The 24,612-nt window shown below is 41.1% G+C and carries 20 protein-coding genes; 11 read left to right on the forward strand and 9 right to left on the reverse strand.

The window, feature by feature from the left end:
* Positions 1-6 precede the first annotated feature (6 nt).
* From N8M20_RS07560 to N8M20_RS07580, 5 genes are all read right to left on the reverse strand, one after another.
* On the reverse strand, positions 7-993 hold the full coding sequence (locus N8M20_RS07560; RefSeq protein ID WP_261079617.1) for a LacI family DNA-binding transcriptional regulator: 987 nt from the start codon (positions 991-993) through the stop codon (positions 7-9).
* Positions 994-1,002: 9 nt separating this feature from the next.
* Positions 1,003-1,803 carry a DUF1189 domain-containing protein gene (locus N8M20_RS07565; protein ID WP_261079618.1) on the reverse strand — a complete coding sequence of 267 codons (801 nt, stop codon included), beginning with the start codon at positions 1,801-1,803 and terminating at the stop codon, positions 1,003-1,005.
* A 306-nt stretch (positions 1,804-2,109) separates the two neighbouring features.
* On the reverse strand, positions 2,110-2,952 hold the full coding sequence (locus N8M20_RS07570) for a sugar ABC transporter permease (RefSeq protein ID WP_084927101.1): 843 nt from the start codon (positions 2,950-2,952) through the stop codon (positions 2,110-2,112).
* 1 nt (position 2,953) lies between these two features.
* Positions 2,954-4,246, reverse strand: coding sequence for a carbohydrate ABC transporter permease (locus N8M20_RS07575; protein WP_261079619.1), 1,293 nt, complete (start codon positions 4,244-4,246; stop codon positions 2,954-2,956).
* 109 nt (positions 4,247-4,355) lie between these two features.
* The gene (locus N8M20_RS07580; protein WP_077804580.1) at positions 4,356-5,627 is read right to left on the reverse strand and encodes a maltodextrin ABC transporter substrate-binding protein; all 1,272 of its coding nucleotides are present in this window, start codon (positions 5,625-5,627) and stop codon (positions 4,356-4,358) included.
* Positions 5,628-6,112: 485 nt separating this feature from the next.
* Here N8M20_RS07580 and malQ point away from each other — a divergent pair, with 485 nt between their 5' ends.
* The 3 genes from malQ to N8M20_RS07595 all read left to right on the forward strand — a co-directional run bounded on the left by malQ (position 6,113) and on the right by N8M20_RS07595 (position 10,366).
* The gene (malQ, locus tag N8M20_RS07585; RefSeq protein WP_261079620.1) at positions 6,113-7,630 is read left to right on the forward strand and encodes a 4-alpha-glucanotransferase; all 1,518 of its coding nucleotides are present in this window, start codon (positions 6,113-6,115) and stop codon (positions 7,628-7,630) included.
* 25 nt (positions 7,631-7,655) lie between these two features.
* Positions 7,656-9,914: a glycogen/starch/alpha-glucan family phosphorylase gene (gene glgP / locus N8M20_RS07590; RefSeq protein ID WP_261079622.1), complete on the forward strand. Its 2,259-nt coding sequence runs from the start codon at positions 7,656-7,658 to the stop codon at positions 9,912-9,914.
* A gap of 245 nt (positions 9,915-10,159) precedes the next feature.
* Positions 10,160-10,366, forward strand: coding sequence for a hypothetical protein (locus tag N8M20_RS07595; protein WP_238096478.1), 207 nt, complete (start codon positions 10,160-10,162; stop codon positions 10,364-10,366).
* Positions 10,367-10,706: 340 nt separating this feature from the next.
* Here the strand turns inward: N8M20_RS07595 and N8M20_RS07600 are convergent, their stop codons facing one another.
* Entirely contained in the window at positions 10,707-11,555 is an 849-nt protein-coding gene (locus tag N8M20_RS07600) for a putative RNA methyltransferase (RefSeq protein ID WP_261079623.1), read from the reverse strand.
* Positions 11,556-11,705: 150 nt separating this feature from the next.
* Between N8M20_RS07600 and N8M20_RS07605 the strand changes: the two genes are divergently transcribed.
* The gene (locus tag N8M20_RS07605) at positions 11,706-11,984 is read left to right on the forward strand and encodes a DUF6110 family protein (protein ID WP_000910910.1); all 279 of its coding nucleotides are present in this window, start codon (positions 11,706-11,708) and stop codon (positions 11,982-11,984) included.
* Between the two features lies 1 nt (position 11,985).
* Positions 11,986-14,049 carry a heavy metal translocating P-type ATPase gene (locus N8M20_RS07610; RefSeq protein WP_261079625.1) on the forward strand — a complete coding sequence of 688 codons (2,064 nt, stop codon included), beginning with the start codon at positions 11,986-11,988 and terminating at the stop codon, positions 14,047-14,049.
* 77 nt (positions 14,050-14,126) lie between these two features.
* Here N8M20_RS07610 and tyrS read toward each other — a convergent pair whose 3' ends face one another.
* Positions 14,127-15,383, reverse strand: coding sequence for a tyrosine--tRNA ligase (tyrS, locus tag N8M20_RS07615; protein WP_261079626.1), 1,257 nt, complete (start codon positions 15,381-15,383; stop codon positions 14,127-14,129).
* A 141-nt stretch (positions 15,384-15,524) separates the two neighbouring features.
* On the opposite strand from tyrS, the gene pbp1b reads away from it, so the two are divergent.
* The 6 genes from pbp1b (at position 15,525) to N8M20_RS07645 (ending at position 22,319) form a co-directional block, all read left to right on the forward strand.
* Entirely contained in the window at positions 15,525-17,990 is a 2,466-nt protein-coding gene (pbp1b, locus tag N8M20_RS07620; RefSeq protein ID WP_261079628.1) for a penicillin-binding protein PBP1B, read from the forward strand.
* Positions 17,991-18,072: 82 nt separating this feature from the next.
* Positions 18,073-18,984, forward strand: coding sequence for a DMT family transporter (locus N8M20_RS07625; RefSeq protein WP_261079630.1), 912 nt, complete (start codon positions 18,073-18,075; stop codon positions 18,982-18,984).
* 228 nt (positions 18,985-19,212) lie between these two features.
* Positions 19,213-19,911 carry a 2,3,4,5-tetrahydropyridine-2,6-dicarboxylate N-acetyltransferase gene (dapD, locus tag N8M20_RS07630; protein ID WP_049515894.1) on the forward strand — a complete coding sequence of 233 codons (699 nt, stop codon included), beginning with the start codon at positions 19,213-19,215 and terminating at the stop codon, positions 19,909-19,911.
* Positions 19,912-19,979: 68 nt separating this feature from the next.
* Entirely contained in the window at positions 19,980-21,110 is a 1,131-nt protein-coding gene (locus N8M20_RS07635) for an N-acetyldiaminopimelate deacetylase (RefSeq protein WP_261079633.1), read from the forward strand.
* 11 nt (positions 21,111-21,121) lie between these two features.
* Positions 21,122-21,661 (forward strand): 5-formyltetrahydrofolate cyclo-ligase, encoded by a 540-nt coding sequence (locus tag N8M20_RS07640; protein WP_261079635.1) that lies wholly within the window; start codon positions 21,122-21,124, stop codon positions 21,659-21,661.
* The gene (locus N8M20_RS07645) at positions 21,645-22,319 is read left to right on the forward strand and encodes a rhomboid family intramembrane serine protease (protein ID WP_261079637.1); all 675 of its coding nucleotides are present in this window, start codon (positions 21,645-21,647) and stop codon (positions 22,317-22,319) included. The genes N8M20_RS07640 and N8M20_RS07645 overlap by 17 nt, the downstream gene beginning before the upstream one ends.
* A gap of 53 nt (positions 22,320-22,372) precedes the next feature.
* Here the strand turns inward: N8M20_RS07645 and galU are convergent, their stop codons facing one another.
* The gene (gene galU, locus N8M20_RS07650) at positions 22,373-23,272 is read right to left on the reverse strand and encodes a UTP--glucose-1-phosphate uridylyltransferase GalU (RefSeq protein WP_000202219.1); all 900 of its coding nucleotides are present in this window, start codon (positions 23,270-23,272) and stop codon (positions 22,373-22,375) included.
* Between the two features lie 21 nt (positions 23,273-23,293).
* Positions 23,294-24,310 carry an NAD(P)H-dependent glycerol-3-phosphate dehydrogenase gene (locus tag N8M20_RS07655; protein WP_261079640.1) on the reverse strand — a complete coding sequence of 339 codons (1,017 nt, stop codon included), beginning with the start codon at positions 24,308-24,310 and terminating at the stop codon, positions 23,294-23,296.
* Positions 24,311-24,612 lie beyond the last annotated feature (302 nt).

Raw genomic sequence — 24,612 nt, forward strand, 5'->3', positions numbered from 1 at the left:
TGGTTTTTATATTTCGATAATTTTGTGGGCGATCAATTGGCGGTAGCAAATTTGTTTATTGCTTTTAGCATCGTTGATAATCTGAAGAATGGTTTCAAATGATGTTCGACCAAGTTCTAGGCTATTAATATCTATATAGGCTGCCAAGTTGAGCTTGGGATTGACTGAGTCGAAGCTGAGAACAGGGACATCCAGTTGGTGTTTTGCGATGTAATCACAGACCCCTTCGGCTAGGAGGCTATCAGTTGTGATAATAGCATCAATCATAGGATCGTGTTTAAACAAACGCTTACTGAATTGATACCCTTTTTCTTCTAGAAATTCGTTCGCAAAATAGGTCAAGTTACTATCAATAGGCAGTTGGTACTGTTTGAGTGCTGACTCATAGCCTGTTAGACGGTCTTGTGTTACGAAGAGTCTCTTAGTCCCTCCAATAAAGGCAATTCGTTTGCAGCCTTTTTTGATGAAATATTCAGTCGCATCAAAGCCAGCTTGAACATTGTCATTATCGACAAGTGGAATGAAGGGGGACAGAGATTTTCCGAGGATGAGGAAGGGGAACTGCTCATCAGCCACCAGTTTTACTAAAGGATCTTCCTCTTCGGCATAAAGGAAAATTAAACCGTCTACACGTTTACCATAGACCATTTGTGAGATGGCAGTAAGACGCTCCTTCTCATCTTTCCCTGTTGCTATCTGAATGGCATAGTGGTTTTCAGATGCGACTTGAGAGATGCCACGTAGGACTGATGGAAAGAAAGGATTTTGATAGAAGGCATCTGAGTCATCAGGAAGAACTAAGCCGATAACTTGCGTATAACTGCTTACCAAACTGCGAGCATTGAGGTTGGGGTGGTAATTGAGTTCCTTCATAGCCTTGCGAACGCGTTTTTTTGTTTCGTCGCTAATGGTTGATTTGTTTTGAATAACACGGGTTACGGTTGAAGGCGAAACACCAGCAGCCTTGGCCACGTCTTTAATCGTAACGGGCATAAAAATCTCCTATTTATGGTAATCTGGATCACGGAAATGCGTTTTATAAAAGATAGTGACCAGATAAAGGACAAAAAGAATGTTTTGTATAGTGATGAGGTTTGACATATTTTGGCCAAACAATCCCAAAATAAGCGTAATCAGAGTCGGCAATCCTAAACAGTTCAAGATAAAATGGTAGCACTCTTTAAAGGTTCTAAATGAAAAGAGGCGTGATTTCTTAGTGATATAAAGGAGAAGACTAGCTCCTAGAGAGACGATAAAGAAATTCAAACCAAAGAGGAAGCTAGCACCGAGAACTAGGAAGAGACTGATATAGACACGATTTTGTTGGTACCAGTCTTTAGAAATCGCTTGGGTCAAGCTGTCTTTGTTTTTGAAACTTTCAGTTTGAATCGCTCGGTAAGAGATACGAGTCAGTTCCTTACTTTCCTTGCTGATGACGAGCTCATTCGTATCGAAATGCAGTTGCAAGTCCTTAGGTAACTCCTTACTTTGACTTGGACCGATTAAAAGAGAAGGGGCTTGACTAGCTGTTCCTGTATAAGTTAATTTACCATCAACAATTGTAGCATGTTCAGAGAGATCCTGTACAACCTCATCTGTCAGAGGTTCATAGACATTATCGATAAAGGTTTCTAGCGGATAAGTCTCCTGTGAGCTGTTTTGAATGGCAATGGGTACCATAGACAAGCTGATAAGGAAGATACTGGTAAAGAGTAGTTGAAACCAGTTGAGCCCGAAACGTTTGGATAGGGGCTTACGAAATCCCCAAATACTTGAAAAATAAGAAAATGGATATGGAAGCATAGGTATCTTTCTAAAAGGTGTTTTCTATATGAGTATTATTATATAGAGAAATGCGCTTTATTTCAAGTCTAGGAGAAAAATTGCTTGTTACAAGGATGTTATTTACAGTAACAATCGCTAATACTCAATGAAAATCAAAGAGCAAACTAGGAAGCTAGCCGCAGGTTGCTCAAAGCATTGCTTTGAGGTTGTGGATAGAACTGACGAAGTCAGCTCAAAACACTGTTTTGAGGTTGCAGATGGAAGCTGACGTGGTTTGAAGAGGTTTTCGAAGAGTATAAAATGAAAAAGGGTGGCGGGGATATATTATCCCTTGTCGCCACCACTTGTAAGTCCTGAAACAAAGTTCTTTTGTAGGAAGAAGAAGAGAATACAGATTGGAAGGGCAATGAGGATAGCACCTGCTGAGAAGTAGGCAATCTTCAAGTTTTTCACATTGCTAACGAAGGTTTGGAGACCTACGGCAACAGTAAAGTATTCTTTCTCACGAAGCAAGAAACTAGAGAGGATATAGTCTCCAAAAGGTCCCATGAAGGCCCAGAGAGCTTGTACGGCAACCATTGGGCGAACAAGTGGAAGAACAATTTGCCAGAAGCGGCGGAAGTGTCCTGCACCGTCTAGTTTTGCAGATTCGTCTAGAGACATTGGCACTGTATCGAAGTAGCCCTTCATGAGCCAAGCATTCATCGGGATACCACCACCAACGTAGAGGAAGATGAGGAACCAGCTGTGGTTAAGGGCGTTCAACATAAGTGCCATAACGAAGAAGGCTGTCAAAGCGGCCATGGTTGGCACCATTTGGATAATCAAGAAGAAGACCAAACTTTGTTTACGAGCCAAGAAGTTGTAACGGCTGTAAGCATAACCAGCAAGTACGATAATACTTGTTTGAACAACCATGGTAATCAAGGCGATAATCAAAGTGTTGAGGTACCAAGTACCGTACAAGGTTTCAGTGAAGAGGCCTTTAAAGTTATCAAAATTGAGGTCGATATTAGTATCTAGTTTAAAGGCTGAGACGTTACCTGCTTTAAAGGCTGACATGATGGTAATCAAAAGTGGATAGATAATCACGATTGATAGGCCAATTAAGTAGAGGTAAGTAAGGGTTTGAGTCAGTCTACGTTTGAGTTTAATTGAGTTATTCATCTTAGACGTCCTCCATATCAAATGCGTGTAGTTTCTTGAATGCGATCATAGAGATTGAGATGACAATGATAGAGATAATCAAGGTAACAGCTGCCGCCATTGAGTATTGAGGAGATGTACCTGTTGTCAAACGGTAGATCCATGAGATCAAGATATCGGTTGAACCAGCTCCACCTCCGACACTACCAGGTCCTCCACCATTGAAGAGGTACATGATAGAGAAGTTGTTAAAGTTGAAGGTGTATTGGCTGATCAAAGTAGGTGCCGCAACGGCCAAGATCATTGGGAAAGTGATGTTGCGGAATTTTTGCCAAGCATTGGCACCGTCAATATAAGCTGCTTCGTAAAGGTCGTTAGGGATAGATTGTAAGATACCTAAAGTCAAAACGTAGATGTATGGGAATCCAAGCCAACCTTGCATCATAATCAAGGCAATTTTTGTCCAAGTTGGATCTGTTTTCCAAGGAATAAGAGCACCATCAAGGAAAGGAAGGAATTTAGCAAAGATTGGCAAGACTTGAGTGTTGATAGCACCGACACTATCATTAAACATATTTGAGAATGTCAAGATAGTGATGAAGGCTGGGACAGCCCAAGGAAGAAGGAAAATAACACCAAAGATACGTTTTCCTTTGATAAATGGTTGGTTAGCAATGATAGCTGTGAAGATACCGATGACGATTTGTAAAGTTGAGGCAGCCAAAGCCCAGATGATAGTCCAAGAAAGAACGGAACCGAAGGCAGAACGGAAGGTACTCAAACTCCAGATGTTCGTAAAGTTCGTCAAACCAACCCAGTCCAACAATTTGTTTGGTGGCAAGTGTTGGAAGTCGTAGTTGGTAAAGGCGATCATCAAGGTTACGATAACTGGGAAGATAATCGAAAAAGTCATGGCAACATAAGATGGAATGATCAAGAGGTAAGGGAAGCCATTTTCATAGATTCCTTTGACCATTTCTTTAAAGGTAAGTGCTACTGGTATGCCATTGTTAATGTGTTTGGCAGTTGTATGTGCATCTTTGATATTTGCGAAATAAAAGAGTACATAAACAACTACAAAGATTAAATGGAAGGCACCGCGAATCAACATAAAGAGGGAATTGTCACGACCTGGTTTGTCACCAAGAGTGATGAGATTGCTCAATTCAGGGGCTGCAAGTGCTAGGAAGTAGAGGACAAATACAAGGGTTACACCAAGGAAGATAAAACCTTTGGCTTTTTGTTTATTGTAAATCTGTCCTAACCCAGGAATGATAGACAGCAGGGCTGCTTTACTAGGTTGTTGCTTTTCCATAATAACTCCTTTCATAGGATACTGGTTTCTAGATAAAACCTAAACTATTTGTGTTTTCGTTGATAAATTCAAAGGGGGATTTGATTTCCACCCCCCTTGAACAAATTTCTTATTCACCAAATTTTTGTTTGATTGTTTCTTTGATCAATGTTACAGCATCGTTAGCTGCTGTTTTAGCATCTTTCTTGCCACTTACAGCATCAAAGAGCATATTTTTCGCTGGATCCCAAACTGCAGACATTTGAGAGATGTTTGGCATTGGTTGAGCGTTCTTGAACTGTTTGATAACAGCAGTTGTCAACTCATCGTTTTTACCTTCAGCGTATGAACGAGCCTCAGTGTTAGCTGGGATTTCGTTAGTCTTATCGTATAATACTTTTTGTTGTTCAGTTGAAACAAGGAAGTCTACAAATTTTTGAGAAGCTTCAAGGTTCTTAGTGGCTTGAGGGATGACCCAAGCTTTACCACCACCAAATGCAGCATATTCTTTTCCGTTTGGAAGAGTTGGGATAGTCGCAACACCGTAGTTTACTTTAGCATCTTTGAAGGCTTGAGCTTTCCAAGGTCCGTCGATGATAGCGGCTGTTTTACCTTCTTGGAAATGAGTTTGGATTAAGTTACCAGCACCTTCAGTATCTTGCATACCTTTAGGCCATTTTTCATACCAAGATTTAGCGTACTCTATACCTTTGATAGCGCCGTCGTTGGCAAGACCGATGTCTTTAGCGTCTTTACCGTTTTGACCGAATACGTAAGCGCCGTTACCAGCAAGAAGTCCGTATGCATAGTAGAAGTTTGTCCAGTCAGCTAGGAAAGCAGAAGTTTTTCCATCTTCTCCAGCGAAGGCATATTTGCTATCTTTAGCAAGGTTTTCTAAGTCAGCAAAAGTTTTTGGAGCTTCTTTTATCAAGTCTTTGTTGTAGTACATAACAAGTGACTCGATAACGGCAGGAGCACCGTAAACTTTACCATTAGCAGCTGTTACAAGAGATTTAGTTGTGTCGTCTGTTTTAGCACCATCGCTCAATTTCACTTCTGAAAGTTGTCCGTCAGAACCAAGGCTACCTACACGGTCGTATGGAGCCATCATAATATCAGGGACATTACCAGATTGGTTGTCAAGAGAAAGTTTATCAAGACCTCCTAGAGCATCACCAGTTTTAAGAGTGATTTTTACTCCAGCTTCTTTTTCATAAGCTTTAGCAACCTCTTCAATATAGCTCTTATATCCCTCGTCTACATATACAGTGAGTTCTTTTGCTTCAGATGAACCAGAATCAGCAGGCTTATCAGCAGTTTTGCTTCCGCAAGCCACCAAAAGCAAGCTAGCAAGTGTAACAGTTCCAAGCACAGCAGTGCTCTTCATGAATTTAGATGACATAGTGTATTCCTCCTAAAGAATAACAAATTTTATAATGAGGAAACGCAAACGTTTTCCTTTATGGGACTAGTATAGCACAAATAGAAAACGGTTGCAAGTGTTTTTTGTAAAAATTTTAAAAAAATTTCACGGAAATGGTAAGCGTTTTATTTGTTTATAATAGAAGAAAAGTCAGAAAATATATTTTCACGATTTTACTGAAATTATTTAGGGAAACGATTGCCTAAATTTGAACAAAAAATAAATTGCTCTAGACCAAAAGTAGACTAACTTGCCCCTTCTATTTGTAGTTGAAGAAGATTTTGTAAATAGAAAAGAAAAAATGTATATGTATACATAAATAAGGACAAGTTTTTTTAAAAAATAATCAAAAAGTTTTTTTAAAACCGCTTGCAATTCTTCCGAAAATGAAGTATACTTATATTAACGCAAACGTTTGCGCCCAAAAATGAAAATTTAAACTACAAATACACGAGGTGTTGTTTATGAAAAAACGTCAAAGTGGTGTGTTGATGCACATCTCTTCTCTTCCAGGAGCCTACGGAATCGGATCATTTGGTCAAAGTGCTTACGACTTCGTTGATTTCTTGGTTCGTACAAAACAACGTTACTGGCAAATCCTTCCATTAGGAACAACTAGTTACGGAGATTCTCCTTACCAATCTTTCTCAGCCTTCGCAGGGAACACTCATTTTATCGATTTAGATATCTTGGTTGAGCAAGGCTTGTTGCAAGCAAGTGACCTTGAAGGAGTTGACTTTGGTAGCGATGCGTCTGAAGTTGACTATGCTAAGATTTACTATGCACGTCGTCCTCTTTTAGAAAAAGCGGTGAAACGTTTCTTTGAAGTCGGAGATGTTAAAGATTTTGAGAAATTTGCTCAAGACAACCAATCATGGCTTGAACTCTTTGCTGAGTATATGGCTATCAAAGAGCATTTTGAAAATCTTGCTTGGACTGAATGGCCAGATGCTGATGCTCGTGCTCGTAAAGCTTCAGCGCTTGAAAGCTACCGTGAGCAATTGGCAGACAAGTTGGTTTACCACCGTGTGACTCAATACTTCTTCTTCCAACAATGGTTGAAATTGAAAGCTTACGCTAACGACAACCACATCGAAATCGTTGGAGACATGCCAATCTATGTAGCGGAAGATTCAAGCGATATGTGGGCAAATCCACATCTCTTTAAGACAGATGTCAATGGTAAGGCTACTTGTATCGCAGGATGCCCACCCGATGAGTTTTCTGCAACTGGTCAGCTTTGGGGTAACCCAATCTATGACTGGGAAGCAATGGACAAAGATGGTTACAAATGGTGGATTGAACGCTTGCGTGAAAGCTTCAAAATCTACGATATCGTTCGTATCGACCACTTCCGTGGTTTCGAATCTTACTGGGAAATCCCTGCTGGTTCCGATACAGCAGCACCTGGTGAGTGGGTCAAAGGTCCGGGCTACAAGCTTTTTGCAGCCGTTAAGGAAGAACTTGGTGAGCTAAACATCATCGCTGAAGACCTTGGTTTCATGACAGATGAAGTTATCGAGTTGCGTGAACGTACTGGCTTCCCAGGAATGAAGATTCTTCAATTTGCTTTCAACCCAGAAGATGAAAGTATCGATAGCCCACACTTGGCACCTGCTAACTCAGTTATGTACACAGGAACACACGATAACAACACGGTCCTTGGTTGGTACCGTAACGAGATCGATGATGCGACTCGTGAGTACATGGCTCGCTATACTAACCGTAAAGAATACGAAACAGTGCCACACGCTATGCTTCGTACAGTCTTTTCATCAGTTAGCTTCATGGCAATTGCAACTATGCAAGATTTGCTAGAATTGGATGAGACAGCTCGTATGAACTTCCCATCTACCCTCGGTGGAAACTGGTCTTGGCGTATGACTGAAGATCAATTGACACCAGCTGTCGAGGAAGGTTTGCTTGACTTGACAACAATCTATCGACGAATTAATGAAAATTTGGTAGAATTAAAGAAATAATACAATATCAGGAGACACCTTAAACATGTTATCACTACAAGAATTTGTACAAAATCGTTACAATAAAACCATTGCAGAATGTAGCAATGAAGAGCTTTACCTTGCTCTTCTTAACTACAGCAAGCTTGCAAGCAGCCAAAAACCAGTCAACACTGGTAAAAAGAAAGTTTACTATATCTCAGCTGAGTTCTTGATTGGTAAACTCTTGTCAAACAACTTGATCAACCTTGGTCTTTACGACGATGTCAAAAAAGAACTTGCTGCTGCAGGTAAAGACTTGATCGAAGTTGAAGAAGTTGAATTGGAACCATCTCTTGGTAATGGTGGTTTGGGACGTTTGGCTGCCTGCTTTATCGACTCAATTGCTACTCTTGGTTTGAACGGTGACGGTGTTGGTCTTAACTACCACTTTGGTCTTTTCCAACAAGTTCTTAAAAACAACCAACAAGAAACAATTCCAAATGCATGGTTGACAGAGCAAAACTGGTTGGTTCGCTCAAGCCGTAGCTACCAAGTACCATTTGCAGACTTTACTTTGACATCAACTCTTTACGATATTGATGTTACTGGTTATGAAACAGCAACTAAAAACCGCTTGCGTTTGTTTGACTTGGATTCAGTTGATTCTTCTATTATTAAAGATGGTATCAACTTTGACAAGACAGATATCGCTCGCAACTTGACTCTTTTCCTTTACCCAGATGATAGTGACCGTCAAGGTGAATTGCTCCGTATCTTCCAACAATACTTCATGGTTTCAAACGGTGCGCAATTGATCATCGACGAAGCAATCGAAAAAGGAAGCAACTTGCATGACCTTGCTGACTACGCAGTTGTACAAATCAACGATACTCACCCATCAATGGTTATCCCTGAATTGATCCGTCTTTTGACTGCACGTGGTATCGAGCTTGACGAAGCAATCTCAATCGTTCGTAGCATGACTGCCTACACTAACCACACAATCCTTGCTGAAGCTCTTGAAAAATGGCCTCTTGAATTCTTGCAAGAAGTGGTTCCTCACTTGGTACCAATCATCGAAGAATTGGACCGTCGCGTGAAAGCAGAATACAAAGATCCAGCTGTTCAAATCATCGACGAGAGCGGACGTGTTCACATGGCTCACATGGATATCCACTATGGATACAGCGTTAACGGGGTAGCGGCACTTCATACTGAAATCTTGAAGAACTCTGAGTTGAAAGCCTTCTACGACCTTTACCCAGAAAAATTCAACAACAAAACAAACGGTATTACTTTCCGTCGTTGGCTCATGCATGCTAACCCAAGATTGTCTCACTACTTGGATGAGATTCTTGGAGAAGGTTGGCACCATGAAGCAGATGAGCTTGAAAAACTCTTGTCTTATGAAGACAAAGCAGCTGTCAAAGAAAAATTGGAAAGCATCAAGGCTCACAACAAACGTAAATTGGCTCGTCACTTGAAAGAACACCAAGGTGTAGAAATCAATCCAAACTCTATCTTTGATATCCAAATCAAACGTCTTCACGAGTACAAACGCCAACAAATGAACGCTTTGTACGTGATCTACAAATACCTTGACATCAAAGCTGGTAACATCCCTGCTCGCCCAATTACAATCTTCTTTGGTGGTAAAGCAGCTCCAGCCTACACAATCGCTCAAGACATTATCCACTTGATCCTTTGCATGTCAGAAGTTATTGCTAACGATCCAGCAGTTGCTCCACACTTGCAAGTTGTTATGGTTGAAAACTACAACGTTACTGCAGCAAGCTTCCTTATCCCAGCATGTGATATCTCAGAACAAATCTCACTTGCTTCTAAAGAAGCTTCAGGTACTGGTAACATGAAATTCATGTTGAACGGAGCTTTGACTCTTGGTACTATGGACGGTGCTAACGTGGAAATCGCTGAGTTGGTTGGCGACGAAAACATCTACATCTTTGGTGAAGATTCAGAAACTGTTATCGACCTTTACGCAAAAGCAGCTTACAAATCAAGCGAATTCTACGCTCGTAAAGCTATCAAACCATTGGTTGACTTCATCGTTAGCGATGCAGTTCTTGCAGCTGGAAACAAAGAGCGCTTGGAACGTCTTTACAATGAATTGATCAACAAAGACTGGTTCATGACTCTTCTTGACTTGGAAGACTACATCAAAGTCAAAGAGCAAATGCTTGCTGACTACGAAGACCGTGACGCATGGTTGGATAAAGTTATCGTTAACATTTCTAAAGCAGGATTCTTCTCATCTGACCGTACAATCGCTCAGTATAACGAAGATATCTGGCACTTGAACTAAGATACAAGTTTATACTAATACATCTTGTAAAAAAGCGAGTTTCGGTTGAAATTCGCTTTTTTAAATGCTGTGGATTTGGGTCAATCTTGTCTAAAAACAGATAAATCCTAGATACAGTGAAGGTTTAGAAATGCTGGTTTTTACTGTCTTTTATCCTCATGTTTCTTCGTAGTTGATCACCTCATATTTCTTGCATACGCTTACATCGAGTGTTATAATATAATTGTAGGAAAGAAGGTGTTTTTATGTGGAAAAAATATTTTTCAAAATATAAATGGACTGATTTATTTTGGATACTATTTGTGATTTTGACATGCCTCTTGGCGGGTAATAATACTCTTTTCCCCCTTACCCATCAAGAAATCTCTTATCATGGTTGCTTATTGGGAATTACACTCGCCTTATTTCACTTGCTATTTATTGATAAGTTTGTTATCTCGAATCGAAAATAAAGTTTAGGGCTATGCTTAGCTGTGTACCTTTAGGATTGATTTTTGGAGGGAAGATTTTGTCTCTATTATTTATTATTTTAAATTTGTTCATCTTGTACAAGATCTATTCTTTGAGGCGGGAGAAATCGAAGTATGTGATTTATACGGCCTATATCATATTTGGGGTAAATGTACTATATGGTATTCAATGGTTATTAAGAGAACTGATTTCAAAGATTTCCACTTAATATGTATGGAAACTATAACAAAACGCATAAGATTAAGGTTTAAGCGCCTGTTCTTATGCGTTTTCGTAATATTGAAGATTTTCGGTAAGTTTTATACCTTTTGGGAGTCTAGTTTAGAATGCTTTCCCGACCAGAATCTCTGCTTCAATGGTAATCTCTGTCAGTTGGCTCCAGTCAATCTTAGTCTGGTCGATGTGAAAGAGGAGAGGAGTCATGCTGAGTAGGGCTTGAAGATGCTCTGTTGTGATAGTCTTAGTCAGAGAGACCGTTTGGTTAGATAGGATGGTAAAGTATTCTTGGAAATGATTTTTGATATCTTGGTTGGAATAGTCCTTGTTTGTCAGCTGGTTTTGTACCTTCTGACGGATTTCCTTGAGGTGATTTTCAGTTGGAATAACCTTTATCAAGATGCCGTCTTTGGATAAAACGCGACGAAATTCTCCATAGTTGGCAGGGGAAAAGATATCAAGCAGGATATCCATGCTAGCGTCTTTTATTGGAAGTCGTGCCAAGTCACCAACGAACCAATTGACTGCCCAGTTTGGTTCACTCTTGGCAGCGATTTGGACGGAATCTTTGGAAATATCAAAGGCATAGAAAGTTTTTTCAGAGTGACTTTCTTGGAGTTTGCGAGAATAGAATCCTTCACCACAACCGATATCCAAAATTGTTGTGGTAGTTTTTGAGCTTGCAAGCAAGTCAGATACAGCATCTAAAATAGCTTGATAAAAGCCGGCTTCTAGGATTTGTTGGCGGTTTTGAAAATTTTCCTTGTCATAGTTAGTAGATTGCTTGATTTGAGGTGCTAGATTGACATAGCCAAATTTCGCCAGGTCAAAAGAATGGCGATTGTTACATTTGAGACTAGTCTCTACCAGAGTCAGATTTTCTTGACAGATAGGACAGGCAAAGGCAGTAGCAGAAGCAAAACGCTGAAGTTTAGGTTTGAGATTTGTATTCATAGTTTAAGTGTATCAAAAGAGGCAAATGAAAGCAACTTTAGGATGATTTGTAATAGAATTAAATAGTAGTATAATTACTTTTCAAAGTACCAAAATTAAATTGCTTTTATATCTAAATTGCTATATAATAATGATAAGGAGGAAATAAGTATGTTAAAAGAAGTACTAACCGTTGCAAAAGTTGCGAAAAAATCATCACTCTTTTTGGGTGGTGTCGCATTTGGTACCCTTGGTTTGAAAATCTTAGCAAGTAAGGAAGCTAAGAAAGGTTATTCTAAAGCTTTGGCTAAGGCTTACAAGTTGAAAGACGGGCTAGATGCATCTGTTTCTGTTGTGAAGCAACATGGAGACGATGTCTTACAAGATGCCAAATATTTGTACGAGCAAGAGAAAAAAGAAGAGCAATTAGATAGCCTTATAGGAGAATAATATGTCTTTTAAAGTGCTACATAGAGGATACCAACATATCCGACTATCATCTTCTTTTTCACTCACCTTGGATATTCAAGACTATCTTCGTTCCTTGGCGAGAGATGAAAAGGGGATTGAGTCTATCCAGTTTTACATGGATCAACAGCACTTTACTCTGCGTATAAAAGAAGGCTTTTCTGTATTAGATAATGCAGAAGCCTTTTTAAAAAGAATTGATAAAGGGAAAGTTTCTGAGTTGATGACTCTTCCCATTCGTAGAGAAGAGAGTGCTTATTCTATTGTTTCAGGTGCAGCGATTAAGCGTATACTTTTTCGTAGTTTTGTGCCGTATCCTATTCGCTATATATGGACTTGTTATCAGGCTTTTGGCTATATTAGAGAAGCCTATCAAACACTAGCGCGTAAGGAACTAACGATGGAGGTCTTGGACTGTTCGGCGATTTTATTGTCCTTGTTTATGAACCAATCCAAGACAGCTAGCAATATCATGTTTATGCTTGATTTGGGGAATCATTTAGATCAGTGGTCCTTGAAAAAAACTGCAACAGATTTAGAACAAAGCCTTCTTGCAAAAGAGAGCGATGTATTCCTAGTACAGGGCGATACGGTTGTTAGTATCAAGAGTTCTGATGTTCAAATAGGAGATGTCTTGGTACTATCTCAAGGAAATGAAATTCTGTTTGATGGACAAGTAGTTTCAGGTTTAGGTATGGTCAACGAAAGTTCCTTGACGGGAGAGAGTTTTCCAGTTGAAAAAAGAGAGTCTGATTTGGTTTGTGCAAATACAGTATTAGAAACTGGAGAGTTACGCATTCGTGTAACCGATAATCAGATGAACAGCCGGATTTTACAACTGATTGAGTTGATGAAGAAATCTGAAGAAAACAAGAAAACGAAACAACGCTATTTCATCAAGATGGCGGACAAGGTCGTCAAATATAATTTCTTGGGGGCTGGGCTGACTTACCTATTAACAGGTTCTTTTTCTAAGGCTATTTCTTTCCTATTGGTCGATTTCTCCTGCGCTTTGAAAATCTCTACTCCTGTAGCTTATTTGGCAGCTATCAAGGAGGGGTTGAACCGTGAAATGGTGATTAAGGATGGAGATGTTCTGGAGAAATATCTGGAAGTTGATACCTTCTTGTTTGATAAGACGGGAACAATCACAACTAGCTATCCGATAGTTGAGAAGGTGTTACCTTTTGGAGACTATAGTGAGGAAGATATTCTCAGAATCAGTGCCTGTCTTGAGGAACACATTTATCATCCTATTGCTAATGCCATCGTCAAGCAAGCTGAGATAGAGGGGATTGAACATGAGGAAATGCATGGGAAACTCCAATATATCGCAAGTAAGGGGATCAAATCTCATATAGATGGCCAACCAGTTCTGATTGGTAATTATGTCTTGATGCAGGATGAGCAGATTCATATCAGTTCGGAACAAAATGCTTTAATTGAAGAGCACAAGAGTCACTACAATCTCTTATTCTTGGCTTATCAGAATGAATTGATTGGAATGTTCTGCATTCATACTCCTTTGAGAAAAGAAGCAAAAACAGCCTTGGATAAACTTAAGGCACAAGGGAAAAAATTGATTCTGGCAACAGGGGACACCCTGGTTAGGACAGAGGAATTAGTCAAAGATTTGCCCTTTGATCAGGTCTATACAGACTTGAAACCTGATGGGAAATTTGAGTTAGTAGAGGAACTACAGAAAGCAGGTCACACTATTTTGATGGTTGGGGATGGGTTGAATGACTCAGCTGCTCTAACCCTATCAGATATCGGTGTGGTGATGAATGAGAGTGCAGATATTTCTAAGCAGATGAGTGATATCTTATTGTTAGATAATCGTTTGGATTTCTTCCAAGAGTTGGATTGGCTATCATCATCTTTGCAAACACTCATCAAGAAGAATATTCAAGATACCGTTGTCGTAAATAGTAGTTTGATTGGCTTTGGCTTATTTAATTGGCTCAGTCCTTCAAATCTTTCTATCTTACATAATCTAACAACCTTACGCATTGTACTGCGTAGTCTGTCTATTAAAAATAGATAGCTGAGAGTTATTAACAGAAAAAAGGAGTTACCTTTCTCGAGGTTAACTCCTTTTTTTATAGGTAAATGTTGAACAATTTAGTAAGTCAATACAAAATATTTTTTCTTTCCACGACGGATAACAGTCAGTTCGTTCTCTAACTTATCTGCGTCACTCAAGACATAGTCAAGGTCTTGGATGCGGTCGCCGTTGACGTAGATAGCTCCGTTTTGGACATCTTCACGGGCTTGGCGTTTTGAGTTAACCACACCAGACGAAACGAGCAGTTCCACGATATTGTGATTTTCGTCTTCTTGTACTTGGTAGTTTGGCACACCACGAAGTCCTTGTTTAAGTTCTTTAACAGAAAGGTTTTTGATGTTTCCTGCAAAGAGCTGCTCAGTGATGTTGAGGGCTTCTTTGTAGGCTTCTTCGCCGTGAACAAGTGTTACGACTTCACGAGCCAAGACTTTTTGTGCCAAACGTTCGTGTGGCGCTGCTTCGAACTGTTTGCGGATGTCTTCAATCTCATCAAGTGACAAGAAAGTAAAGATCTTCAAGAAGCGAACAGCGTCAGCGTCCATAACGTTCATCCAAAATTGGTACATTTCGTATGGAGAAGTCTTTTCAGGATTGAGCCAGACTGCGTTTCCTTCTGATTTACCAAATTTCTTACCAGTTGCATCGGTAATCAGTGGAACAGTGATTACGTGGCCAATCTTGTCAGCCTTACGACGAAGCAATTCAGTACCAGCTGTCATATTTCCCCACTGGTCAGAACCACCAATTTGAAGAGTGACATTATGGTCTTGGTTAAGGACGAAGAAGTCGTAACCTTGCATGATTTGGTAAGCAAACTCAGTGTAAGAAATCCCTGTTTCGATCCGTTTTTTCACAGACTCTTTACTCATCATGTAGTTGACAGTGAAGTATTTTCCGATATCACGGAGGAAGTCAATGAAGCTGATGCTGCCAAACCAGTCGTAGTTGTTGACCATGACAGCTTTATTTTCCCCATTTTCAAAGTCAAGAAAACGAGAAAGTTGTCCTTGGATAGACTTGACCCAGCCATCTACTGTGTCTTTTGTTTGGAGACTACGTTCAGCATCTTTGAAGGACGGATCTCCGATGAGACCTGTAGCACCGCCAACGAGCGCATAGGGTTTGTGACCTGCTAGCTGCAAGCGACGACTTGTCAAGATTGCGACAAGGTGGCCTAGGTGAAGGCTGTCAGCAGTTGGATCGTAGCCAGTATAATAAGAAACTTGACCTTCTTCTAGGGCTTTACGCAAAGCTTCTTCATCAGTCGTTTGAAATATCAAACCACGCTCTTTTAGCTCATCAAAAATGTGCATGTGTCTTTTCTCCTTTTTAAAATTATTGTTTCTAACTATTGTATCACAAACTTGGGCAATAGCCTAGCAGAATAGGGAAGAAAGTGGCTATTTTATTGAAAGTTTCCCTTTTGTGGTATAATAGATAGAGTGAGGAAATCCATGCAAAATCAATTAAATGAATTAAAACGAAAAATGCTGGAATTTTTCCAGCAAAAACAAAAAAATAAAAAATCAGCTAGCCCTGGCAAGAAAGGTTCAAGTGCCCAAAAATCTAAATCCCTAGATAGGCCAGCCATTTTTCCAGCTATTTTACTGAGTATAAAAGCCCTATTTAACTTACTCTTTGTGCTCGGTTTTCTAGGAGGAATGTTGGGAGCTGGGATTGCTTTGGGGTACGGGGTGGCCTTATTTGACAAGGTACGGGTGCCTCAGACAGAAGAATTGGTACATCAGGTCAAGGACATTTCTTCTATTTCAGAGATTACCTATGCGGATGGGACGGTGATTGCTTCCATAGAGAGTGATTTGTTGCGCACTTCTATCTCATCTGAACAAATTTCGGAAAATCTGAAGAAGGCTATTATTGCGACGGAAGACGAACACTTTAAAGAACATAAGGGTGTAGTGCCCAAGGCGGTGATTCGTGCGACCTTGGGGAAATTTGTAGGTTTGGGTTCCTCAAGTGGGGGGTCAACTTTGACCCAGCAACTGATTAAACAGCAGGTGGTTGGGGATGCGCCGACATTGGCTCGTAAGGCGACAGAGATTGTGGATGCTCTTGCCTTGGAACGTGCCATGAATAAGGATGAGATTTTAACGACCTATCTCAATGTGGCTCCGTTTGGCCGAAATAATAAGGGGCAGAATATTGCAGGAGCTCAGCAGGCAGCTGAGGGGATTTTCGGTGTAGATGCCAGTCAGTTGACTGTTCCTCAAGCAGCATTTTTAGCAGGACTTCCACAGAGTCCCATTACCTATTCTCCTTATGAAAATACTGGGGAGTTGAAGAGTGATGAAGACTTAGAAATAGGCTTGAGACGGGCTAAGGCAGTTCTTTACAGTATGTATCGTACAGGTGCCTTAAGCAAAGACGAGTATTCTCAATATAAGGATTACAATCTTAAACAGGACTTTCTCCCTTCAGCTACAGTCACAGGTGTGTCACGAGGCTATTTATACTTTACAGCCTTGGCAGAAGCTCAGGAACGTATGTATGACTATCTAACTCAGAGAGACAATGTCTCCGCTAAGGAGTTGAAAAATGAGGCAACTCAGAAGTTTTATCGCGATTTGGCATCCAAGGAAATTGAAAATGGTGGTTATAAAATTACTACTACCATAGACCAGAAAATTCATTCTGCTATGCAAAGTGCGGTTGCTGACTATGGCTATCTTTTAGACGATGGAACAGGTCGTGTAGAAGTAGGGAATGTCCTGATGGACAACCAAACAGGTGCTATTCTAGGCTTTGTAGGTGGTCGTAATTATCAAGAAAATCAAAATAATCATGCCTTTGATACCAAACGTTCGCCAGCTTCTACTACCAAGCCTTTGCTGGCCTACGGTATTGCTATTGACCAGGGCTTGATGGGAAGCGAAACGATTCTATCTAACTATCCAACAAACTTTGCTAATGGCAATCCGATTATGTATGCTAATAGCAAGGGAACAGGAATGATGACCTTGGGAGAAGCCTTGAACTATTCATGGAATATTCCGGCTTACTGGACCTATCGCATGCTCCGTGAAAAGGGGGTTGATGTCAAGGGTTATATGGAAAAGATGGGCTACGAGATTCCAGAGTACGGTATTGAGAGCCTGCCGATGGGTGGTGGTATTGAAGTCACAGTTGCCCAGCATACCAATGGCTATCAGACCCTGGCCAATAACGGAATTTATCATCAGAAACATGTAATTTCTAAAATTGAAGCAGCAGATGGTAGAGTGGTTTATGAGTATCAGGATAAACCGGTTCAAGTCTATTCAAAAGCTACTGCGACAATTATGCAGGGCTTGTTGCGAGAAGTTCTATCCTCTCGTGTGACAACAACCTTCAAGACTAACCTGACTTCTTTAAATCCTACTCTGGCTAATGCAGATTGGATTGGGAAGACTGGTACAACCAACCAAGACGAAAATATGTGGCTCATGCTTTCGACACCTAGATTAACCCTAGGTGGCTGGATTGGGCATGATGATAATCATTCACTGTCACGTAGAGCAGGTTATTCCAATAACTCTAATTACATGGCTCATCTGGTAAATGCGATTCAGCAAGCCTCCCCAAGCATTTGGGGGAACGAGCACTTCGCTTTAGATCCTAGTGTAGTAAAATCCGAAGTCTTGAAATCAACAGGTCAAAAACCAGGGAAGGTTTCTGTTGAAGGAAAAGAGGTAGATGTTACAGGTTCGACTGTTACCAGCTATTGGGCTAATAAGGCAGGGGCGCCAACGACCAGTTATCGCTTTGCTATTGGTGGAAGTGATGCGGATTATCAGAATGCTTGGTCTAGCATCGTGGGGAGTCTACCAACTTCATCAAGCTCCAGCAGTTCAAGTGGTAGTTCTAGCGATAGCAGTAACTCAAGTGCTACACGACCTTCTTCTTCAAGGACGAGACGATAAGTTCTATAAACTGTGCTAAATGAAGTGGCGAATCAATGGATTGCCACTTTTTTCTTTTTTCCTTTCGTGTTACAATAAAGGTATGAATCAGTATCAGAAAAAGATTATTAAAGGAACCATTTATTCGCTTCTATCCGGCTTAATATGGGGAATCTGTGGAATTTTAGGAGAATATTTCTTTACTCATTATCAAGTGTCCTCTGGCTGGATTACCTCTATGCGTTTGACACTGGCAGGGAGTCTTGTGCTCATTTGGTCAGCAATGCAATTAAAATCGCAAGTGTTAGATATCTGGCGAGACAAGAAAAATTACCTTCCCTTTCTAGCATATGCTATTTTAGGGATTTTTTCAGTTCAGTATTTTTTCTATCTCTGTGTAGAATACTCAAATGCAGCTACAGCAACTATTTTACAGTTTATTAGCCCTGTCTTTATCCTCTTTTACAATCGCTTGGTTTATCAAAAACGAGCCTCAAAAAGTGCTATTTTCTATGTTTTGATTGCCATGCTGGGCGTGTGCTTGATGGCGACAAAAGGCGATCTCTCTCAGTTATCCATGACGCCACTAGCCCTTATAACAGGTCTGTTGAGTGCCATGGGGGTCATGTTTAATGTTATCTTGCCCCAACCTTTCGCGAAGCGCTATGGTTTTGTACCCACGGTTGGGTGGGGGATGATTTTGGCAGGTTTGTTTAGCAATGTCCTTTCGCCGGTTTATCAGCTTTCCTTTACTCTGGATATTTGGAGTATCTTGATTTGCCTTATTATCGCTTTCTTTGGTACAGCTTTTGCTTTTTTTATTTCCATGAAGGCGGTGTCCTTGGTTTCTCCCTTGGTGGTTTCCGTTATCAGTGCCAGTGAACCTCTATCTTCTGCCCTTTTGAGTGTTTTGTTTTTAGGATTGGTAGTGGATTGGTCCCTTCTTCTGGCTATGGCCTTGATTATTTTGCCTATGATTTTCCTATCGATAGAAGAAGCGAAAGAAAGTAAATAAAAAGTCTTTTCTTAATTCTAAAAGTGTGCTATACTAGAATAGTCAATAAAACACGGGGAGATAGTTGTGAAGAGTGTTTTTAGGTTGTATCGGTAGGGGCTTGCTTTTACCGACAGCACGTTTTATCTCACATCCCTAAAAATCATACCTAAAAACAAACAAAAAGGCTTCAAATTTGAGGCCTTTTTTGGTAGAATAGGTATCATTAAAATGAACTAGGAGGCGCCTATGACTGCTACAAAAATGAACGCACAAGAAATTATCCAATTTATCGCCAATGCTGAAAAGAAAACCAGTGTTAAAGTAACCTTTGAGGGACAACTCGCAACTGCTGTACCTGGATCTGTTGTCAAACTAGGGAATGTACTATTTGGAGACTGGAAGGATGTGGCTCCGCTTCTCGATGGTTTGGTAGAAAATCAAGACTATGTTGTTGAGCAAGATGCTCGTAATTCAGCAGTTCCTTTACTAGATAAACGTGCTATCAATGCTCGTATCGAGCCAGGTGCTATTATCCGTGATCAGGTTGAAATTGGTGACAATGCTGTTATCATGATGGGAGCGGTTATCAATATCGGTGCTGAAATTGGTGCAGGAACTATGATTGACATGGGGGCTATCCTTGGTGGCCGTGCTATCGTGGGGAAAAACAGTCACGTTGGTGCAGGTGCCGTTCTTGCAGGTGTGATTGAGCCAGCTAGCGCAGAACCAGTCCGTGTAGGAGACAATGTTCTTATCGGTGCCAACGCAGTGGTTATCGAAGGGGTCCAAATTGGTAGTGGTTCAGTTGTGGCAGCGGGAGCTATTGTTACACAAGATGTCCCAGAAAATGTGGTAGTAGCAGGTGTTCCAGCTCGTATTATCAAAGAGATTGATGCCCAAACCCAACAAAAAACAGCGCTAGAGGATGCGCTTCGTACCTTGTGATTTGTAAAAGAAAAATAGAGGCGGGACCCTTTTTCCAGCCTCTTTCTGCTATATAGGAGGATAGATAGATGTTAGATTTGATTCAGACTAGACGAGATTTGCACCAGATTCCAGAGATTGGCTTGGAGGAGTTCAAGACTCAGGCTTATTTGCTGGATGTGATTGAGAAATTGACTGCGGGCAAGGATTTTGTCCAAGTTCGTACTTGGCGGACAGGTATTTTGGTTTATTTGCAGGGAAGTAAGCCAGAGCGAACCATTGGTTGGAGAACAGATATTGACGGTTTGCCTATCGTTGAACAAACAGGCCTTCCTTTTGCCTCTCAACACCAAGATCGTATGCACGCTTGTGGACATGATTTTCATATGACCATTGCCTTGGGCTGTCTTGAGCGCGCCCTTGAGGAGCAACCCAAAAATAATCTGCTCTTTCTTTTTCAGCCTGCTGAAGAAAATGAAGCTGGAGGCATGCTCATGTATGAGGATGGTGCTTTTGGAGACTGGTTGCCAGACCAATTTTATGGTCTCCATGTCCGTCCAGATTTGAAAGTTGGCCAGATCGCGACCAATACTCATACACTCTTTGCAGGGACTTGCGAGGTGAAGATTCGTTTCAAAGGAAAAGGAGGACATGCAGCTTTTCCGCATGAAGCCAATGACGCCTTGGTGGCGGCTAGTTACTTTGTGACCCAGGTGCAGTCAGTTGTCAGCCGCAATGTCAACCCAATCGAGGGAGCAGTGGTGACCTTTGGTCTTTTCCAAGCTGGAACAACCAACAATGTCATCACAGACACAGCCTTTTTGCATGGGACCATTCGTGCCTTGACACAGGACATGAGCCTTTTGGTGCAAAAAAGGGTCAAAACAGTTGCAGAAGGAGTTGCAGCTGCCTTTGATATGGAAGTCGAAGTCGAACTCAAACAAGGGGGCTACCTTCCTGTGGAGAACAATCCAGTTTTGGCGCGTGAACTGATGGACTTCTTTGAAGAAAAAGAGGGGATTGAGTTGATTGATATCGAGCCTGCTATGACAGGTGAGGATTTTGGTTATCTCCTTTCAAAGGTTGATGGCGTTATGTTCTGGCTGGGTATTGATAGTCCCTACGCCCTTCATCACCCTCAGATGAGTCCTAAGGAAGAAGCCTTAGCTATTGGGGTTGATGCAGTCTCTAGTTTCCTGAAAAAGAAGGCAGCAGAGTAGAGGATTTGTCTATGAAAGCAGAACTACGCAAGCAAGTCTTGCAGGAAATGAAGGCTATCCCTCGAGAGCAAAAACAGGCTATGGATCAAGTTTTAACGGAGCATTTCTTACATCACCCCTTCTACCAAGAAGCCAAGACCATCGCAACCTATCTCTCTTTTCCTCATGAGTTTCAAACGCGGGAACTGATTGAGCAGGCGCTGAAGGATGGCAAGAAGGTTCTAATACCAAAAACCTATCCCAAGGGGCGCATGGACTTTGTAGTCTATAATCCGCAGCAGTTGGTCAAAACTTCCTTTGGCTTACTGGAACCACAGGGAGATTTGGAAGTGGTGGATGCCTCTCAGATTGATTTGATTCATGTTCCAGGGCTGGCTTTTACGAGAGAGGGCTATCGGATTGGCTATGGTGGAGGTTATTATGACCGCTATCTGGAACATTTTACTGGTTATACTTTGAGTACGGTTTATCCTTGTCAAATTCGGGATTTTAGCCCTGAAAATCATGATATTCCTGTTCAGGAGGTACTGATTGATGAAAGAAATCTTTGATAGGCGTTACCCTGTGACGAGTTTCTTCCTCTTAGTGACGGCCTTGGTATTTCTACTAATGTTGGTGACCACAGGAGGAAACTTTTACAGGGCAGATACCTTATTTCGATTTGGAGCCATGTACGGACCTGCCATTCGCCTCTTTCCAGAGCAGGTTTGGCGTCTCTTTTCGGCTATTTTTGTTCATATTGGGTGGGAGCATTTCATAGTTAATATGCTTTCGCTTTATTATCTTGGTAGGCAGGTAGAGGAGATTTTCGGTTCTAAGCAGTTTTTCTTTCTCTATCTCTTATCAGGAATGATGGGGAATCTCTTTGTTTTTGTATTTAGTCCTAAATCCTTAGCAGCAGGCGCCTCTACCTCTCTTTATGGGCTATTTGCTGCAATTATCATTCTTCGCTATGCAACTCGCAACCCCTATATCCAGCAGTTGGGGCAATCCTATCTGACACTTTTTGTGGTTAACATTATTGGAAGTGTTCTGATTCCAGGAATCAGTCTAGCAGGTCATATTGGAGGTGCAGTTGGGGGCGCATTTCTAGCAGTCATATTTCCTGTCCGAGGAGAAAGGCGGATGTATAGTGCTAGTCAGAGACTGGTAGCGGTAGTCTTGTTCGTAGGACTCACAGTCTTACTTCTCTACAAGGGGATGGGATGAAAATTTGTGTAATGAAAAAAGATAAGGAATTTTTCGAACCTTATCTTTTTATGTTATTCCTTCTCAGCCAATTCTTTTCCCAGTTGGATGAGGTAATCTTTCAAGTCATCTTTGACTTGTGGATGTTTGAGGGCGTAGTCAATAGATGTTTTCATAAAGCCGAACTTATCCCCAACGTCGTAACGAGCTCCTGTAAATTCACGGGCAAAAACACGCTGTGTTTTATTAAGAGTATCGATAGCATCGGTAAGCTGGATTTCATTTCCAGCACCAGGAGCTTGCTTTTCGAGGATATCAAAAATTTCTGGTGTCAGAAGATAGCGACCGATAATTGCTAAATCACTTGGTGCATCTTCGGGAGCTGGTTTTTCGACAAAAGTTTCAACGCTATAGAGACCATTAATCCCTTCACCTTGAGGAGCGATAACCCCATATGATGAAACGTCTTCGTGTGGTACGGGCATGACAGCAATGGTTGATGCGTGTGTCTTTTCGTAATCATTCATCAATTGTTTTGTCAAAGGAACGGCATTCTCATCTGTGATGTCCATAAGGTCATCACCCAGCATAACAACGAAGGGTTCATTCCCCACAAAAGCTTTGGCTTGTAGGACAGCGTCTCCAAGACCACGAGGGTGAGTTTGGCGAATGAAATGGAGGCGCATACCAGTTGCTTCATCTACCAATTTTAACAAATCTGTTTTGCCTTTTTCCTTAAGATTGTATTCAAGCTCAAAGTTCGAGTCAAAGTGGTCCTCAATAGAACGTTTTGATTTACCAGTGACAACTAGAATATCTTCAATACCTGATTTGAGAGCTTCTTCCACGATAAACTGGATAGTTGGTTTGTCTACAATTGGCAACATTTCTTTGGCAAGGGCCTTGGTTGCTGGTAAAAAACGAGTTCCTAGTCCAGCAGCAGGGATGACTGCCTTTCTAACTTTTGATGTCATAAGAATCCTTTCTTTAGAGGGTTAAGACCACTCATTTTCTGCTTTAAATTCATTGTTCATGATGTCATAAATGGCATCTTTGATATTGGTTCTGTGGTAGATAACTTGGTAAATGGCTTGTGTAATGGGCATATAGACTCCAAGTTCTTGCGCTAGTTCATAGGCTGCTCGAGTCGTTGAAATTCCTTCGATCACCATGCCCATATTGGCTTCGATATCAGCTAGAGACTCTCCACGACCAAGAGCATCTCCGGCTCTCCAGTTACGAGAGTGGATGGAGGTTCCCGTTACGATCAAGTCTCCTACACCAGACAAGCCACTATAGGTCAATGGACTGGCCCCGAGTGCTACTCCTAGGCGGGTAATTTCTGCCAAGCCTCGAGCGATGATGGCTGCCTTGGCATTGTCACCAAATCCCAAACCATGTAAAGCTCCGGCACCGACAGCAATAATATTTTTAAGAGCACCAGCAGTTTCAACTCCAATAACATCCGTATTGGTATAAAGTCGGAAGTAGTGATTACTAAAGAGCTCCTGAACGTATTGAGCTGTTTGTAAATCTTTAGAAGCAGCAGTGATTAAAGTTAGGTCACGCACAATGGTCTCTTCCGCATGACTAGGACCTGAAACAACGACAATATCACTGCGGAGATGTTCAGGAATTTCTTCTTCAAGGATGGTTGATAATCGTTTATGGCTATCAGGCTCTAATCCCTTTGAAGCGTGCATGATGATGGCCTTATGATCCAAGGTTTTTGCAACTTGTTGGGCAACAAGTCGTGTCACTTTTGTTGGGACAACAAACAAAATCGCATCTACATCTTTCAGTGCCTCTGATAAGTCGGTGTAGGCAATGATATTTTCATCTAGAACGACATCTTTAAAGTATTGTTTATTAGTATGGTGTGTATTAATTTCATTGATTTGCTCAGGCAGATTTCCCCAAATACGTACCTCGTGTCCATTGTCATTTAAGACTTGTGAAAGGGCAGTTCCCCAAGAACCAGGCCCCAAGACGGCGACGGTTTGTTTTTCCATGTTTTCCTCCTTGATAGAGTTCTCTTTTTATTTTATCACATTCTAGGGGATTTTGCACTTTCATTGCTGGGGTAGTGATGGCTTTGTTGCTTGAAAAATACATAAAAACCGAGGCTAAGTATTAAACTCATAGTCTCGGTTTTGATATTCGTTATAATATAGTTAGGTTTATTTCAACTGATCTGTAATGTCTTTTGATAGCAACATTCCCAGATGATAAGTTTTATTGGCTCTATAATATTTGTAGTGGGTAAATCCCCTATGGATCTTATGGAGCCTATTTTTGTGTAGAAAAAAAGTCC

The sequence above is a fragment of the Streptococcus mitis genome, from assembly GCF_946190275.1.
GTDB classification, from domain to species: Bacteria; Bacillota; Bacilli; order Lactobacillales; family Streptococcaceae; genus Streptococcus; species Streptococcus mitis_DC.